Origin of the sequence: Paraburkholderia sp. GAS33, from assembly GCF_050436645.1 — a bacterium.
Lineage (GTDB): Bacteria > Pseudomonadota > Gammaproteobacteria > Burkholderiales > Burkholderiaceae > Paraburkholderia > Paraburkholderia phenazinium_B.
Genome location: NZ_JBNDMP010000002.1, coordinates 687,433 through 702,882, shown reverse-complemented (window position 1 = coordinate 702,882; position 15,450 = coordinate 687,433). Strand labels below are relative to the sequence as shown.

Below are 15,450 nucleotides of genomic sequence, written 5' to 3'. Positions count from 1 at the left end.
GATATTTCACGCTGGAATGAAACAGCAAGATCTTCTTGCCGACCGGCTTCTTCGGCGGGGATAGGGTAGGCGGCGCGCTCGTTTGCGTAAAACGAGCAATTCTCACGGCTATGTGAGGAAAATTGACGGAAAGCCGAGGCAAAAAAAACGGGCACGCCCTCAAGCGTGCCCGCCGTCATGCGTCCGACTGTGCGCTCGCTCAGTGCGGGATCATCCACTGCAGATAGTTCTGCTGCAGCCACACGATGATGCCAAGCACGATCGTGAGAATCAGTGAGTGCTTGAACGTCTTGGCGAACACCACACCTTCCTTGCCTTTGAGTTCGGTGGTGGCAACGCCGGTGGAGATGTTCTGCGGCGAGATCATCTTGCCCATCACACCGCCCGACGAGTTCGTCGCTGCCATCAGGATCGGGTTCAGGTTGAGCTGGTTGGCAGCCACCACCTGGAGATTACCGAACAGCGCATTGCCTGACGTGTCGCTGCCCGAGAGGAAGACGGCAACCCAACCGAGGAACGCCGACACTAGCGGGAAGAATGCCCCCACCGACGCGACACCGAGACCGAGCGTGTAGGTGAGCCCCGAGTAGTTCATCAGATAGGCGAGCCCGACGATGGTCGCTACCGTCAGAATGGCGATGCGCGTCTGCACCCAGGTGTCGACGATGGCGCGGCCGAACTCGGCCAGCGAGAGCTTCACCAGCAACGCCGTGATGATCGCGGCAACCAGGATGGCCGTGCCGGTGGCGAGCGGCTGGAAGTCCCAGATGGCCCCATACGCCGTGTGATACAGCGTGATGTAGACCGCCTTGTCGAGACCGGGCCACGGCACCTTGACGTCGCCGATCGTGAAGACCTTGGCGATCGTCCAGACGATCACGACCACTGACACGATGATCCACGGATACCAGCCCTGCGCACCGCTGATCTTGCTGTCGCGCACTTCGTTGATGCGATCGACGTTGATGGCGAACTTCGGATCCGGGGCAGGCTTCCAGAACTTCAGGAACGACACCGTCACGATCAGCGAAACCAGCGACGAGAGCACGTCGGTCAGGCTGTAGTTGACGTAGTTCGAGGAGATGAACTGGGTGACGGCGAAGCTGCCGCCGGCCACCAGCAGCACCGGCCAGATGCGCAGCATGTTACGAAAGCCCGCATACACGGCGATCACATAGAACGGCAGCAGGAACGCGAAGAACGGCAACTGGCGGCCGATCATCTGGGCGAGGCTGTTGGCCGGCAGGTGCGTGACCGCGGCGAGCACGGTGACCGGCACGCCGAGCGCGCCGAAGGCGACCGGCGCGGTATCGAAGATCAGCGTGAAGGTCAGGGCTTCGAGTGTCGGGAAGCCGAGCAGGATCAGCAGTGAGCTGGTGATCGCGACCGGTGTGCCGAAGCCGGAGATGCCTTCGAGCAGCGCGCCGAACGAGAAGCCGATCACGACGAGCACGATACGGCGGTCGTTCGGCAGATTGTCGATCATCCACATGCGGAACGCGGCGAAGCGTCCCGAGCGTTGCGCGATGTTGTAGAGCAGGATCGCCGCGACGACGATCCACATGATCGGCCAGAGCGCGAAGACCGCGCCGGCGACGACCGTATTGATGGCAAGCCCGACCGGAAATTGCCAGCCGAAGATCGCCACCAGCAGCCCGACGATCAGTCCGGCGAGCGACGCCTGCCATGCCGGGCGACGGGCCCAGCCGAGCAGCACGAGGACTACGAGGATAGGTAGTGCAGCGACAATGAACGACGGGAATAGCGAATTGCCAATCGGGGTCAACAGTTGGTGAAACATCACGTCTCCTTCGTTGTTGTTCGAGTCGACGCGACCCGCTGCATGTTATGTGACGCGTCGAATGTGGCAGAACGGATGACGGCATGGCTGCGTGTGGGACAGCACCGTGTTCTCTATTTAAACAGATAATGCATGCGGCAGCATCAGGATAGAGCGCGCGCTGGCGCAGTCAAGACGGGGAAACCAGCGGCGTATGGGCGGCAATGGGCATAGATGGCGCGCAGGTGGCTGGCACCTGGCGCGGGCCTGACCTGGCCGTCAGATTGGGTCTGTCACAGGCCGTAGAAAGAGGTGATGCTGGGTGTGTGTTCCGACGTGGCTCATCGGTTCATCGGCTCAGTGCCAATGGCCTCCGCCACCGCCATGCCAACCGCCGCCGTGCCAGCCACCGCCGTGCCAGCCGCCACCCCAGCAACAGCCGCCGCCCCAGAAGCCGGCAAAACCGACCGATACCGATGGTCCCCAATACGGGTAACCATAACCGTAGCCATATCCGTAGTACGGATAGGCCGGGGCCGCATACGGATAAGCCGCATAGGGATAGGAGGAATAGGCTGGCCCGACATCCGGGGCCGGCGTATAGATCTGCTGGCTAGCCGTGGTCGCCGCCGGTGACGGCACTACATAGCTACCCGAAGCCGTTACCGACGGCGGTGGCGGCGCGGGGATCGGGTTGTGCTGGTTCAGCGCGCCAACGGGCTCGCCGTTCGCATTCACCGCCACGGACGTCTGCGAGGAACCCGTGGTTGGGTAGTAGCCGTTCGCGCCGTAGGGATAGTAGCCGTAGGGGTAGTAACAGCCCGCGAGGGCGAGCGCGGCAGCCGCGGCGCCAAGACGGGTGATAGCCGAAAGTGGACTCATGGCATGCTCCTGATGCAGCTCGATGCCGCGATGGTTAATGTTCGAGAGGTTGCAAACCGGCATCTTCCACTCAGAATACCCCTGAGCGATTCGGGTCAGGTTGCAAACAGGTTACCGCTTATTTCAGTGCCGTGCCGGATGTGTCCTGGGTAAGGGCTTGTTGGGATTGGCGCGCATTCGGGTCGCTTCAAACCGTGCCCGCAAAAGAAAAGGGCCCGCCAGCGGCGAGCCCTTGAGTTGCACGAGAAGCGAGGTGGCGCATCCTGCATGCGCCACCCACCGGCCTCACTGCCGCTGATAAATCTCGGCGCCCTTTTTCATGAACTCGATCGACTTCACTTCCATGCCTTTCTTCAAGGCTTCGTCGTCGGTCACACCTTGCTGCGCGGCGAACTCGCGCACGTCCTGCGTGATCTTCATCGAGCAGAAGTGCGGGCCGCACATCGAGCAGAAGTGCGCGACCTTGGCCGAGTCCTTCGGCAGCGTTTCGTCGTGGAATTCACGCGCCTTGTCCGGATCGAGACCGAGGTTGAACTGGTCTTCCCAACGGAATTCGAAGCGCGCTTTCGACAGCGCGTTGTCACGCACCTGCGCGCCTGGGTGACCCTTCGCCAGATCTGCCGCATGGGCCGCGAGCTTGTACGTGATGATGCCGGTCTTGACGTCGTCCTTGTTCGGCAGACCCAGGTGTTCCTTCGGCGTGACGTAGCAGAGCATCGCCGTGCCGAACCAGCCGATCATCGCAGCACCGATGCCTGACGTGATGTGGTCGTAGCCCGGGGCGATGTCGGTGGTTAACGGTCCCAAGGTGTAGAACGGCGCTTCGTCACACCATTCCAGTTGCAGGTCCATGTTCTCCTTGATCAGTTGCATCGGCACGTGGCCCGGGCCTTCGATCATCGTCTGCACGTCGTGCTTCCACGCGATCTGCGTGAGCTCGCCGAGCGTCTTCAGTTCGCCAAGTTGCGCTTCGTCGTTGGCGTCATAGATCGAGCCGGGACGCAGGCCGTCGCCGAGCGAGAAGGCCACGTCATAGGCCTTCATGATTTCGCAGATGTCTTCGAAGTGCTCGTACAGGAAGCTTTCCTTGTGATGCGCGAGACACCACTTCGCCATGATCGAGCCGCCGCGCGAGACGATACCCGTCATGCGCTTCGCTGTGAGCGGCACGTATTGAAGACGCACGCCGGCGTGGATCGTGAAGTAATCGACGCCCTGTTCGGCCTGTTCGATCAGCGTGTCGCGGAAAATTTCCCACGTCAGGTCTTCGGCCTTGCCGTTGACCTTTTCCAGCGCCTGGTAGATCGGCACCGTGCCGATCGGCACCGGCGAATTGCGGATGATCCACTCGCGCGTTTCGTGGATGTGCTTGCCGGTGGAAAGATCCATCACCGTGTCGCCGCCCCAGCGGATCGCCCACGTCATCTTGTCGACTTCTTCGCCGATCGACGAGGTCACCGCCGAGTTGCCGATGTTCGCGTTGACCTTCACGAGGAAGTTACGGCCGATGATCATCGGCTCGCTTTCGGGGTGGTTGATGTTGTTCGGGATGATCGCGCGGCCGCGGGCCACTTCGTCGCGCACGAATTCCGGCGTGATTTCGGTGAGGCCGTTCGGACCGAACGCGCTCGCGCCGAATGCCTGGCCCGGATGCTGACGGCCCATCATCGCAGCGAGCTTCTCTCCGTTCGGGCCGCTCGTTTTGAGCGACTCCAGATACGCCGCGCGCTGCTGGTTTTCGCGGATCGCGATGTACTCCATTTCCGGCGTGATGATGCCTTTGCGCGCGTAGTGCATCTGCGAAACGTTGGCGCCGGCTTTGGCGCGGCGCGGCGTGCGATGCAGGCCCTGGAAGCGCAGATCGGCGGTGGCCGTATCGGCGGCGCGTTCGCGGCTGAAGTCGCTCGACAGACCGCTTAGCGCTTCGGTGTCGCCGCGTTCTTCGATCCAGCGTTGACGCAAAGCCGGCAGACCCGCGCGGATATCGATCGTGGCATCCGGATCGGAGTAGGGGCCCGACGTGTCGTAGACGAAGACCGGGGGATTCTTCTCGCCGCCGAAGCTGTCCGGTGTATCCGACTGGCTGATTTCGCGCATCGGCACGCGGATATCGTCGCGTGAGCCAGTGACGTAGATCTTGCGGGAATTCGGCAGCGGGGCGACAGCGGCCGCATCGACGTGAGCGTCGGCGGAAAGGAACTTCGGATTGGCGTTCATGCATTTCTCCATGCAAAGCTCTATGTGGGGCCGCTAAGCAGGAGACGAGATGGAAGTTGTCGGAATTCGCCAGAGGATGAGGCGGTGCTGCGCTACGAATTCCGTACGCTTCCCTGCGCTGGCATTATCCAGATCAGGTTCAAAGGGTATTTCTCACCCACGCAACACGGACCTCCAACCTCCGTGCGACGCAGGACCCCCGCGTTAGCAGCGCACACGATACACCGCCGGCGCAGTGCTTGGCAACCGGTCTCGAAATCGGTGTGGCCCGAATGGTGGCCGGCTTACAGCCTGTCGTGCTTATCTCTATTGGGCTGCGCGGGGTGATGCGCCGCAGCATGAAAGGTGGCGTTGCCCGATCTTTATCGTCAGCCACGCCATGTCCTCCAGTCCCGCAATAAAATTTCAGAGGCGCTGTCATAACGGGCGACGCTCGCCGACTAACGTGCAGATTTCCAGATGGAGCCTGCCATGAATCCCCTTATGCGTTCCCACGCGTATCCGCTTATGCCTGTACGCGTGCGTTCACTCACGCGCCGCTTTGCCGACTCGCCGGTGGTGCGTGCCATCGCGCTGTTTGTCGCGCTAGCCACGAGCGGTGCCGCTCAGGCCGCCGATGCGATGTGCAAGGCGCACAGCCCGGCCCACCGTGTCGCGCTGGTCGAGTTGTACAGCAGCGAGGGTTGCAATAGCTGCCCGCCGGCGGATCACTGGCTGGGTCAGTGGAAGGACAGCGGTGCCGCTCGAGGCGTCGTGCCGCTTGCCTTGCATGTCGACTACTGGAACAGCCTTGGCTGGAACGACCGCTTCTCCCAGCATCGTTTCACTGAACGGCAGCAGACGCTGACCGATCTCGCCGGCGGCCACACGATTTACACGCCTGAAATCTTCGTGTCGGGGCGTGAGTTGCGTAGCTGGTCCCGGCCCGAGAGCTTCGATGAGCGTGTTCACGAGGTGACCGCCGAGCCGGCGCAGGCAGACGTTGCGCTTGAACTCGCGCCGCCTGCTCAGGGCACGAACGGTTTCGGCGTCGACGCGCGCTTCACGTCCAAAGCCACGGTCCACGATCCATTGAACGCGTACGTCGCTGTCTATGAAAACGCGCTGACGTCGCAAGTGCGTGCCGGCGAAAACAGTGGCGCGACGCTGCATCACGAACGCGTCGTGCGGCAATGGATCGGTCCGGTGCCGCTTGCGGGCGGCAGCGCGCAGATTCGCCGCGAGATCGCACTCGATGCCACCGATGCCGCCGACCGCCAGGCGCAGCCGGACAGGTTCGGCGTCGTGGCCTTCGTCGAAAACGCATCCACCGGCGAGGTGTTGCAGGTGACGGAACTGGCCGGCTGTCAATGAGGCCGCCGGCGATCGATTGAGGTCGACGCCTTCGCCATGAGTAAGCCTCGATCTGAACCTCGCACCTGATTTTCGGAGACTTGAAACCTCGCATGCTCTAGCCGTCGCGGCGTCTGTTCGGCAGGCAGTCGCTCGCACGGACGCCCAGCCGCTTTCCGGATACAGAATTTACGATTCTTTCATGGACGCCCAACCGCGTTCCTGCATAATGCTGCGGTGCGTGCCACGGTTGTCTGCCGTTGCCGTCCCCAAGTACTTCTGCCCGTTCTACCACCATGTCTTTGAGCCTTGCCTGCCAGGCCGCATCCACGATGCGGCGCCCGCCATCTGGACCCAGCGTCCCCAGCGGGGGCACAACGCCTCGAACGACATGGGTGGATTGAACGCATGTCGCTGCAACCTCCTGGCCGTTTTCCTCTCCGTTTTGCCTTTCGCCTGCCTCAGTCTCATGCTGGCCGGATCGCGCTCGCGCTGAGCGTCGTCTACCTCGTGTGGGGCTCCACGTATCTGGCCGTGCACGTGGCGCTCGGATCATTCCCGCCGCTCCTTCTGTCCGGCCTGCGCAACCTGTTTGCGGGCATCGGCCTGTTCGTCTTCGCCGCGCGTCGCGACCCGGTCTGGCCAAACGCTGCTGAGATTCGCAACGCCGGGCTGGTCGGCACGATGCTAGTGGGTCTCTCGAGCGGGATGCTGGCTTTCGGCATGCGCACGGTCGGCACCGGCACTGCCGCGGTCATGGTCGCTACCGTGCCGCTGTTCGCTACCGTCATCGCCGCTGTGGCGGGACGCAAGATCGGGCGGGGCGAATGGTTTGCCGTGGGCCTCGGACTCGTGGGGATTGCGATCCTGAGTCAGGGCGGTGGAGCGTCGGGTTCGGCCGGGGGGAGTCTCGCAATTTTGTGTGGCGCGCTCTTCTGGGCAGGCGGCGCGCATCTGGCTGGACGGCTGAAACTGCCGTCGGACCTGTTTATGTCTACCGCGTTGCAGATCGGATTGGGTGGCGCGATGTCGACGATCGTCGCGTGGCTGTCCGGCGAGCGCATGGCCGAACTGCACATCCTGCCGCTGCTGGCGTTCTTCTACCTGATGCTGGTCGGCACCATGGCCGCGTATGTCGCGTACGGCTATCTGATCCGGCATACCAGTCCGATCATCGCCAGCAGTTGCATGTACGTGAATCCGGTGGTGGCGGTCGCGCTTGGCGCGCTGCTGCTCGGCGAACCGGTGACCGGCGCAACGGTGATTGCGACGGTGGTGATCCTGGCGAGTGTCGGTCTGTCGTTCTGGTTCGATTACCGGCGCCGCGGTCTGGCGTGAGAGGCAGAGGCCCGCAACGCGCCCCCGCGTTGCCTGACTATAAACGCGCCGCCAGCTCCGCCCCTTCGCGGATTGCCCGCTTGGCATCGAGTTCGCTCGCCAGCGCCGCGCCGCCGATCACGTGATACCGCGGGCCGTCCGCCGGCGGCGTGGCCGGCTGCAGATCGCGCAAGGATTCCTGCCCCGCGCAGATCACGATCGTCTCCACTTCGAGCCACTGCTCGGCGCCTTCGCGAGCGATCTTCAACCCGCGTTCGCTGATCTCCAGATACGACACGCCGTCGAGCATCCGCACACCGTTGCGCATTAGCGTGGCCCGGTGCACCCAGCCCGAGGTCTTGCCGAGCCCCGCACCGAGCTTGCCGGCTTTGCGCTGCAACAGCCAGATGTCGCGTACCGGTTGCGCAGGCAGCGGCGCTTTCAGACCGCCGCGCTCACGCACGGCCAGATCGACGCCCCATTCTTCGAGCCACGCGTCGCGCGGCTGCGGCAGCGGCTCGCCGGGATGATGCAGCAGGAACTCGCTGACGTCGAAGCCAATCCCACCCGCGCCGATTACCGCGACGCTGCGGCCTACCGGTGCGCCGCGCAGCACCTCGACGTAGGTCAAGACGTTCGGCCCGTCGATGCCGGGAATCGCCGGTCGGCGCGGCGCGATGCCTGTGGCGAGGATCACGTCCTGGTAGCCGCCCGCGGCGAGCAGCGCGGCATCGACGCGAGTGGCGAGCCGCACGTCGACGCTATACCGCTGCAACTGGCTCTGAAAATAGCGGATCGTCTCGCTGAACTCTTCCTTGCCCGGCACACGCATCGCGAGATTGAACTGTCCGCCGATGGTTGTGCTCGCATCGAACAGCGTCACACGGTGGCCACGCGAGGCGGCCACCGTCGCCGCCGATAGCCCGGCCGGCCCGGCACCCACCACGGCAATCGTCCGCGGCGTCTCCTGACTGGCGATCGGCCGGTACACCAGTTCAGTTTCGCGTCCCGCGCGCGGATTGACGAGACAGGTGGCGCGCCGGTTCTGGAATGTGTGATCGAGGCAGGCCTGGTTGCACGCGATGCAGGTGTTGATCTCGTGCGTGCGCCCCTCGGCGGTCTTTATGACGAAGTCCGGGTCGGCGAGCAGCGGCCGCGCGAGCGACACCAGATCGCCCGCGCCCTGAGCGAGCAGATCTTCGGCGACGTCCGGTGTATTGATGCGGTTCGAGACGATCACCGGTACTTTGACTGCTGCCTTCAGGCGCGCGCTGAGCGGCGCAAAGGCCGCTCGCGGCACCGAGGTGACGATGGTCGGCACACGCGCCTCGTGCCAGCCGATCCCGGTATTGAACATCGTGACGCCGGCCGCTTCCAGAGCCTGCGCGACCTGCACGGTCTCTTCCCACGTATTGCCGCCTTCGACGAGATCGATCAGCGACAACCGGTACACCACGATAAAGCGCTCGCCGCACGCGGCCCTGACGGCTTCGACGATCTCGCGCGCAAGCCGCATGCGGTTCTCGAGACTGCCGCCGTAACGGTCGGTACGCTGGTTGGTGCGCGGGCAGAGGAACTGGTTGAGCAGATATCCCTCGCTGCCCATGATCTCGACGCCGTCGTAACCGGCGCGCTGGGCGAGCCGCGCGCAGCGTGCATAGTCGCGCACGGTCTTCGCCACGCCGGCCAGCGTCAGTGCGCGCGGCTTGAACTTCGAAATCGGCGACTTCAGCGCCGAAGCGGACACCACGAACGGTTGATACCCATAGCGTCCCGCATGCAGGATCTGGAGCGCGATCTTGCCGCCTTCGGCATGCACGGCCTCGGTCACGAGGCGGTGATTGCGCAGGTCGAACACCGAGTTTAGTGTGCCGCCGAACGGCAGCAGCCAGCCTTGCCGGTTCGGCGAGATGCCACCCGTGATGATCAGACCGGCGCCGCCTTTAGCGCGCTCGCGGAAATACGCGGCGAGCTTCGGGTAGTTCCAGAAGCGGTCTTCCATGCCCGTATGCATCGAACCCATGACGACCCGGTTGCGCAGAGTCGTGAAGCCGAGGTCGAGTTCGGCGAGCAAGAATCGGTAAGGCATGCAACGGACCTTGTAAAAGTGGGGTGCGCCCGAACAATACACCGCCGATCGGCCGAACCTTCCGAGGAAAAATTCTAATCCTGCGAACTCGTTGGCCACCAGGCCTGTACCGACGGTATCTGATCCAGTCTGGTGCATGCGGCACATCGATTGCTGAATGCGAGCGTCCATATCACGCGCGTCACACTGAACCGATGCGCAACAGGGATAAGAGAGAGCGTCGCTGAGACAGCTCATCGGAGCCGTTCGCCTGAAAAACGAACGCGCCATCCGGCGGGTACGGCGTTCGTACAACTAATGGGTCGAGACCCGACATCGATATAGGTGCACATATGAAGCTAATCCGAACCATGGCGGCCATGATTGGCGTTGCGGCCGTCCTGACAGCTTGCGGTGGCAGCGGCAGCGACGCCGCGAAAACGCTGGGGATCACCGATCCGGAAATCCACTTCGAAAATGCCGTGCCCGGCAGTTCGCCCTATGACTTCCTCGTCAACGGCTCGGCGCCAGGTGGACAAACCAATGTCGCCTACCTGGGTGTGACGAACTTCACCAACATCGGCACGGGCGCGACCACGGTCGCGTATGCCGCCACGGGCACGAAGACGGCGCTTGCCAGCGGCAGTTTCCCGGACGTGGCCAACGGACATGAATACACCGTGATCGCCTTGCCGGGCCTCACGAGCCCCGGTATCGGCCTGATCGACGATCCGTTCGACAAGGGCCTGCTGTCGAACGACGCACGCGTGCGGGCGTTCAATGCCTCGGCGAACGCGACCAATCTCGACCTCTATATCGTGCCGGCAGGGACCAACATCGACACTGTCAGTCCGACGATGGCGGGTGTTTCGTTCAGCAATGCCGTACCGGCTAGCGGTCAGGACTCGCTGTATCTGTCGGGTGGCACCTATATCGCGATCGCCACGGTAGCAGGCAGCAAGACGGCGATTTTCCAGTCGGCGTCGTTTAGTCTTGCTAACAACGCGGACTGGCTGGTCACCACGGTGCCGATCGCCGGCACGTTGAGCCAGTTGCTGCCGGGCCAGATTCACTTGCTGGTTGCACAGGGCGGTAACACCGGCACGCCGGCGATTGAATTGGCCAACACGCTGACGGGCCAATAAGCGGTCAAGCGGTCCTCAACAGGCGCTCAAAAGCGAGTCCATTAGCGATTAACAGGCAACTATAAGACCGACGTAGTTCGGCATGGCAGGGAGGAGCAGGGCGGCGATCCACCAACGGTGGGTCGCCGCGTTGCTATTTGTTGGCCAACATCGTGTGCGGCGCGATTGGCATGCGATGGCGTGTCCTTGCCACCCCGCGGCACGTAAAAAAGCCCGACGCGCAAACGCATCGGGCTCAACTTGCAGATCACATCGAAAGCGATCTTGCAGACGCCGCTACGGCGCCAGCAAGCCGCGTTACTTGGCTTCTTCCGCGCTGTTCGTGATGGCGTGGCCGCCGCTGGAGATATCCTGGCCGGCGCCAGCCACGGTGTTGCAGCCGGCGAGGGCCGCAGTGCCGGTAATCAGAAGCAAAGCGATGGCGATGAGTCGAGTCATGAGTTTTCCCCTTCTGAAGAATGCATCGATTGACGCGCCTGATGAGCGGCGCGCGCTCCCTGTCGACCAACCGGGCATCGCGCCAGCCGATCTGGTCTGATTGCATCTTAAAAAATGGGGCGTCGCGGCGATGTCGGTCACGCCGCGATTTTGTTGTAGGCGTGATCCGTTGTTTGCGTCGGCGCTGTCCTACAGGCGCCTGTGCATCCGCGCAGTACCACCTGCGCGGCTACATCGAAGCAGACGGAGCGTCGAGCGCCGACGCGGTCGTGCTGACGCAAGGCATCACCACGTGAATATCGGTGCCGTTCGGCACGCCGCGGCGGATATCGAAGCGGCCGCCGTGCGCCGCCACGCGCTGGCGCATGCCGAGCAGGCCATGCGTGTGAGTGCGCTTCAGGTCGGCGGGCGTGATGCCCACACCGTTATCGGCGATGGACAGCGCGACCTGGCCGTCCGCGATCTCGAGCCCAATCGATACTCGCGAGGCGCGCGCGTACTTCGCCGCATTCGTGAGGGACTCCTGCGCGACGCGGAACAGCGCGATTTCGGTCTGCTCGTCGAGCTGGATGTCGTCCTTGGGCAGATTCAGTTCCAGCACCCAGTTGTTGCGCTGCGCCGACTCGTCGGCAAGCGTGCGCAACGCGGTCACCAGGCCGAAATTGGTCAGCACGGTCGGGCGCATGTCTTCGATGATGCGGCGTTTGAGCGCGATGCCCTGATCGAGGTTGGCGAGCGCGCGCGTGAGTTTTTCGGAGATCGCTGGTTCGCTGTCCTTCAGTTTGCGGTTGGCCCAGGCCACGTCCATCTTGCTCGCAGTGAGAATGGCGCCCAGCTCGTCGTGCAGTTCGCGCGCAAGCTGGGTTTTTTCGTTTTCGCTGACGGCCTGCAAGTGCCACCCCAGCGCTTCGAGCTGGCGGGTGCGCTCGGTGACCAGCTGGTCGAGCTCTTCCTGCTGCGTGATCAGTTGCCGCTGCACGCGCGCCTGGCGATCGATCTGGATGCCGAGATTGCGAAACAGCAGGATGAACAGCACGATATTCAATGCCGATAACCCGGCCGCCACCAGCGTCGACACGCGCTGATCGGCCCGGCTCGCATCGAGCGCATGCTGCGCGCGGCTCGCTTCGTTATCGCGCAGCAGCGACAGGGTATTGTCGACGAGGCCCGCATCGGCCGGCGCCGCGCCGCTGGCGGTACCGCAGGCCGAGAGCGCGAGCGGTTGCGGCTCGGCTTGCTGCAACGCAGCGGCGCCCGCGCCGATGCGCGCGTCGATTAACGATGCGATCTGTGTGAAGCTCGCCAGCTCTGCGCTGCCCGCCTCGCGGCGGTGATAGTAGACGCTCAGTTGTTGCGCGATCTGGCGCACCCGGCCCGCGGTCGAGCAATAGGCCTGTACGTTGGCCGTCTGCTTCGTCAGAAGAAAGCTGCTTTGATAGGCGCTGAGTTGCGCCAGCTGGCTTTGGAGCGTGCTCAGTTGCACGGTGACGTCGCGTGCTTCGAGGGCGCTCTCGTACTCGGCCGCGATGCGTTCGCGGGCCGTCTCGAGAATCACGAGGCCGCCCACCGTGATGACGATCGCCACCGTCATCGCAATCGCCCAGCTCCGGTTGCGCATCCACGCGTTGAGCCGCGTCGCCGCGAGCGGCGTTTGCGCCGGATTTCGCATTGGGGTTTGCACCGAGCTATCCAGCGGGTTTTGCACGTTCTTCACGCCTCGGTTCCTTGATGACCTTCTTAGTGTAGCGGGCGCCGCGCACGCGGGGCGGCTTCACGCACATGCACGGCTCATGCCGCGTCATCGTAAAGCACCTGTAATGCAATGTCGGCGGATTCTCACACGAAAAACGGCGTGAGCCGGAATGCGGTACGCCAAAGCGGTCATTACGATGGTTCTACTAGTCCAATCCTTGTTATGGGAGAAATCCATCATGCTGAAATGGGCCTTGATCTTCGCTGTGATCGCCATCATTGCCGGTCTGTTCGGCTTTACCGGCATTGCAGCAGGCGCCGCCGCAATTGCGAAGTTCCTGTTCGTAGTGTTCCTGATTCTCTGCGTGGTGTTCCTCGTACTTGGTTTTGTGGTCACCAAAAAAATAGTTGATTAGCGGCGGGGGCATTTAGCCGGGCACACGGATGTCGCACAGCCCGGCGCCTCATCGACCAACAACACTTAACTCAGGAAGGGAGAACCTCCATGCTTCACTACGCAGTCGTATTTTTTATCATCGCGATCATTGCCGCGGTCTTCGGGTTTACCGGCATCGCGGCAGGCGCCGCCGAAATCGCCAAGATCCTGTTCTACATTTTCCTGGTCGTATTCGTCGTGACACTGCTGCTTGGCGTGTTCCGAACGTAGACGTTACCGAGCTCCGGCCACTGGCACATCAGGCGCGGTTCGTGCGTGATGTGCAGTTCCCCCCAATACCGGTTAAAGGAGAAGCTCAATGTCGAAGTCATCCAGCGCACCCACCCAGAGCCATGGTCCGTTCGTGATGGACCTGCAGAAAATTCGCGAGGACGCTCGCAAGCACATGTCCGATGGTGCCGTCACGCAAAGTTACGGCGCCGACCGCGAGGTGGTGCTCAAGCTGTTGAACGATTCGCTCGCGACGGAAATCGTCTGCGTGCTGCGCTATAAGCGCCATCATTTCATGGCCAAGGGCATCAACTCGGAGGCGGTCGCCGCGGAATTTGCCCAGCACGCCGCCGAGGAACAGGGACACGCCGACCGTTTCGCGGAACGTATCGTGCAGCTTGGCGGCGAGCCGGACTTCGCTCCGGACAGCCTGAAGAGCCGCTCGCATTCGGAGTATCAGGAGGGCAAGGACCTGACCGAGATGATTCGCGAGAACCTGATCGCCGAGCGCATCGCCATCGATACGTATCGCGAGATCGTTCGTTACCTTGGCGATAGCGACGTGACCACACGGCGCATCTTCGAGGAAGTGCTGGCGGTCGAAGAGGAGCACGCCGACGACATGGCGGACCTGCTCGAAGGCCGCGAGTGAGAGTAGCAAGCGCGTGCAAATGAGCGTAGCAGCGCGCTCGACCGGGCACGGCAGGGACGTTTCGCCTCACGTCGAGGCGAGACGTCATTACAATGTCCGCTTGGGATCGATCTTCGCTGCACAGACGGGAAGCCAATGATTCGAGTGTTGATAGCCGACGATCACGCCATCGTCCGGGGCGGTTTCAGACAGTTCGTCGCCGACGAGCCGGATATGTGCGTGGCCGCGGAAGCCGCGACCGGCGACGAAACTATTACCCTCGTGCGCGAGCAGGCCTTCGACGTGGTGCTGCTCGATATCGCCATGCCGGACAAAAACGGTATCGACACCTTGCGGGTCATCAAACAGGTGCGCCCGAAGCAGGGCGTGCTGATCCTCTCCGGCTATCCGGAGAGCCAATACGCTATCAATCTGCTGCGGGCCGGCGCGAATGGGTATCTGAACAAGGACTGCGAGCCCGACGAAATCGTGCGGGCAATTCGCGCGGTGGCACGCGGGCACCGCTATCTGTCGGAGGCGGTGGCCGATACACTGGCGGACAATCTCGACAAGCCGGCCGCCGGCCGTCCACACGAAGGGCTGTCCGAGCGCGAATTCCAGATCTTCTGCAAGCTTGCCGCCGGGCAGATTCCGACTGACATCGCAGAAGAGCTGCATTTATCGGTGAAGACCGTGAGCACCTACCGGGCGCGGGTACTGGAGAAAATGCGCCTGACCAACAATGCGGATCTGACCTACTACGCGATCAAGAACGGCTTGATCGAGTAGTCAATGAGTAGCGTCACGTAAGGAGCCATGCGCGGACATCGCGCGGAGCAAGGCAATGAGCAGCGATTCGATCTCTCCTGACAGCGCCGGCCAGCCGCCCTTGCGGGTGCTGCTGATCGAGGATTCGGCATTGATCCGCCGCAGCATCGTCGAGGCTATCGACGCGTCGGGGATGCTGCATGTCGCGGCCTTCGCCGATACCTCGGACGAGGCCATCGCGTTGTTGACCGGCGAATCCTTCGACGCGGTCATCATCGACCTGCAACTGAAGCACGGTTCGGGCGTGCCGGTGCTGGCGTATCTGCAGCGCGAGGGTTTGATCGATCGCACCTTTGCGGCGGTTCTGACCAATCATGCGTTGCCGGCCTACCGCGAGCGCTGCCTGCAATACGGCGTGCGTCACTTCTTCGACAAGTCGTTCGAGTTCGACCGGGTGATCGATGCGCTGCACGACTATGCGCAGACCCGCAGGGATGGCTGACGGTAGTGTGC

Annotated in this window: 14 protein-coding genes and 1 riboswitch; of the genes, 8 read left to right on the top strand and 6 right to left on the bottom strand. The window is 62.8% G+C overall.

Annotated features, from left to right (window positions below; all coding sequences use genetic code 11):
* Positions 1-199 precede the first annotated feature (199 nt).
* The 3 genes from P3T24_RS09420 to thiC form a co-directional block, all read right to left on the bottom strand.
* Positions 200-1,801, bottom strand: coding sequence for an L-lactate permease (locus P3T24_RS09420; protein WP_429434031.1), 1,602 nt, complete (start codon positions 1,799-1,801; stop codon positions 200-202).
* A gap of 336 nt (positions 1,802-2,137) precedes the next feature.
* Positions 2,138-2,662, bottom strand: coding sequence for a hypothetical protein (locus P3T24_RS09415; protein ID WP_429434029.1), 525 nt, complete (start codon positions 2,660-2,662; stop codon positions 2,138-2,140).
* A 285-nt stretch (positions 2,663-2,947) separates the two neighbouring features.
* A complete protein-coding gene (gene thiC / locus P3T24_RS09410; RefSeq protein WP_074264069.1) occupies positions 2,948-4,879 on the bottom strand; it encodes a phosphomethylpyrimidine synthase ThiC in 1,932 nt (643 codons plus the stop codon).
* A 92-nt stretch (positions 4,880-4,971) separates the two neighbouring features.
* A riboswitch (TPP riboswitch) is annotated at positions 4,972-5,090 on the bottom strand.
* Between the two features lie 296 nt (positions 5,091-5,386).
* On the opposite strand from thiC, the gene P3T24_RS09405 reads away from it, so the two are divergent.
* Positions 5,387-6,232: a DUF1223 domain-containing protein gene (locus P3T24_RS09405; protein WP_429434303.1), complete on the top strand. Its 846-nt coding sequence runs from the start codon at positions 5,387-5,389 to the stop codon at positions 6,230-6,232.
* Positions 6,233-6,619: 387 nt separating this feature from the next.
* Complete coding sequence (locus tag P3T24_RS09400) at positions 6,620-7,549, top strand: EamA family transporter (protein WP_429404362.1); 930 nt, start codon at positions 6,620-6,622, stop codon at positions 7,547-7,549.
* A gap of 37 nt (positions 7,550-7,586) precedes the next feature.
* Here P3T24_RS09400 and P3T24_RS09395 read toward each other — a convergent pair whose 3' ends face one another.
* Positions 7,587-9,617, bottom strand: a complete 2,031-nt coding sequence (locus tag P3T24_RS09395; RefSeq protein WP_429434027.1) for an FAD-dependent oxidoreductase — start codon at positions 9,615-9,617, stop codon at positions 7,587-7,589.
* Between the two features lie 332 nt (positions 9,618-9,949).
* Here P3T24_RS09395 and P3T24_RS09390 point away from each other — a divergent pair, with 332 nt between their 5' ends.
* Positions 9,950-10,741 carry a DUF4397 domain-containing protein gene (locus tag P3T24_RS09390; protein ID WP_429434025.1) on the top strand — a complete coding sequence of 264 codons (792 nt, stop codon included), beginning with the start codon at positions 9,950-9,952 and terminating at the stop codon, positions 10,739-10,741.
* Between the two features lie 297 nt (positions 10,742-11,038).
* Here P3T24_RS09390 and P3T24_RS09385 read toward each other — a convergent pair whose 3' ends face one another.
* A complete protein-coding gene (locus tag P3T24_RS09385) occupies positions 11,039-11,179 on the bottom strand; it encodes an entericidin A/B family lipoprotein (RefSeq protein ID WP_074264072.1) in 141 nt (46 codons plus the stop codon).
* A gap of 229 nt (positions 11,180-11,408) precedes the next feature.
* The gene (locus tag P3T24_RS09380; protein WP_429434300.1) at positions 11,409-12,848 is read right to left on the bottom strand and encodes a sensor histidine kinase; all 1,440 of its coding nucleotides are present in this window, start codon (positions 12,846-12,848) and stop codon (positions 11,409-11,411) included.
* Between the two features lie 262 nt (positions 12,849-13,110).
* Here P3T24_RS09380 and P3T24_RS09375 point away from each other — a divergent pair, with 262 nt between their 5' ends.
* The 5 genes from P3T24_RS09375 to P3T24_RS09355 all read left to right on the top strand — a co-directional run bounded on the left by P3T24_RS09375 (position 13,111) and on the right by P3T24_RS09355 (position 15,439).
* Positions 13,111-13,287 (top strand): DUF1328 domain-containing protein, encoded by a 177-nt coding sequence (locus P3T24_RS09375; protein WP_074266002.1) that lies wholly within the window; start codon positions 13,111-13,113, stop codon positions 13,285-13,287.
* 89 nt (positions 13,288-13,376) lie between these two features.
* A complete protein-coding gene (locus tag P3T24_RS09370) occupies positions 13,377-13,538 on the top strand; it encodes a DUF1328 domain-containing protein (protein WP_074264073.1) in 162 nt (53 codons plus the stop codon).
* Positions 13,539-13,626: 88 nt separating this feature from the next.
* Positions 13,627-14,190, top strand: a complete 564-nt coding sequence (locus P3T24_RS09365) for a ferritin-like domain-containing protein (protein WP_429434023.1) — start codon at positions 13,627-13,629, stop codon at positions 14,188-14,190.
* Positions 14,191-14,325: 135 nt separating this feature from the next.
* Positions 14,326-14,958, top strand: a complete 633-nt coding sequence (locus tag P3T24_RS09360) for a response regulator (protein WP_074264075.1) — start codon at positions 14,326-14,328, stop codon at positions 14,956-14,958.
* Positions 14,959-15,013: 55 nt separating this feature from the next.
* Positions 15,014-15,439, top strand: a complete 426-nt coding sequence (locus P3T24_RS09355; protein ID WP_074264076.1) for a response regulator — start codon at positions 15,014-15,016, stop codon at positions 15,437-15,439.
* Positions 15,440-15,450: the final 11 nt, after the last annotated feature.

Coding starts and splice junctions, on each gene's coding strand:
- P3T24_RS09420 (WP_429434031.1), bottom strand. CDS start 1,801: ATGTTTCACCAACTGTTGACCCCGATTGGCAATTCGCTATTCCCGTCG.
- P3T24_RS09415 (WP_429434029.1), bottom strand. CDS start 2,662: ATGAGTCCACTTTCGGCTATCACCCGTCTTGGCGCCGCGGCTGCCGCG.
- thiC (WP_074264069.1), bottom strand. CDS start 4,879: ATGAACGCCAATCCGAAGTTCCTTTCCGCCGACGCTCACGTCGATGCG.
- P3T24_RS09405 (WP_429434303.1), top strand. CDS start 5,387: ATGCCTGTACGCGTGCGTTCACTCACGCGCCGCTTTGCCGACTCGCCG.
- P3T24_RS09400 (WP_429404362.1), top strand. CDS start 6,620: ATGTCGCTGCAACCTCCTGGCCGTTTTCCTCTCCGTTTTGCCTTTCGC.
- P3T24_RS09395 (WP_429434027.1), bottom strand. CDS start 9,617: ATGCCTTACCGATTCTTGCTCGCCGAACTCGACCTCGGCTTCACGACT.
- P3T24_RS09390 (WP_429434025.1), top strand. CDS start 9,950: ATGAAGCTAATCCGAACCATGGCGGCCATGATTGGCGTTGCGGCCGTC.
- P3T24_RS09385 (WP_074264072.1), bottom strand. CDS start 11,179: ATGACTCGACTCATCGCCATCGCTTTGCTTCTGATTACCGGCACTGCG.
- P3T24_RS09380 (WP_429434300.1), bottom strand. CDS start 12,848: ATGCGAAATCCGGCGCAAACGCCGCTCGCGGCGACGCGGCTCAACGCG.
- P3T24_RS09375 (WP_074266002.1), top strand. CDS start 13,111: ATGCTGAAATGGGCCTTGATCTTCGCTGTGATCGCCATCATTGCCGGT.
- P3T24_RS09370 (WP_074264073.1), top strand. CDS start 13,377: ATGCTTCACTACGCAGTCGTATTTTTTATCATCGCGATCATTGCCGCG.
- P3T24_RS09365 (WP_429434023.1), top strand. CDS start 13,627: ATGTCGAAGTCATCCAGCGCACCCACCCAGAGCCATGGTCCGTTCGTG.
- P3T24_RS09360 (WP_074264075.1), top strand. CDS start 14,326: ATGATTCGAGTGTTGATAGCCGACGATCACGCCATCGTCCGGGGCGGT.
- P3T24_RS09355 (WP_074264076.1), top strand. CDS start 15,014: ATGAGCAGCGATTCGATCTCTCCTGACAGCGCCGGCCAGCCGCCCTTG.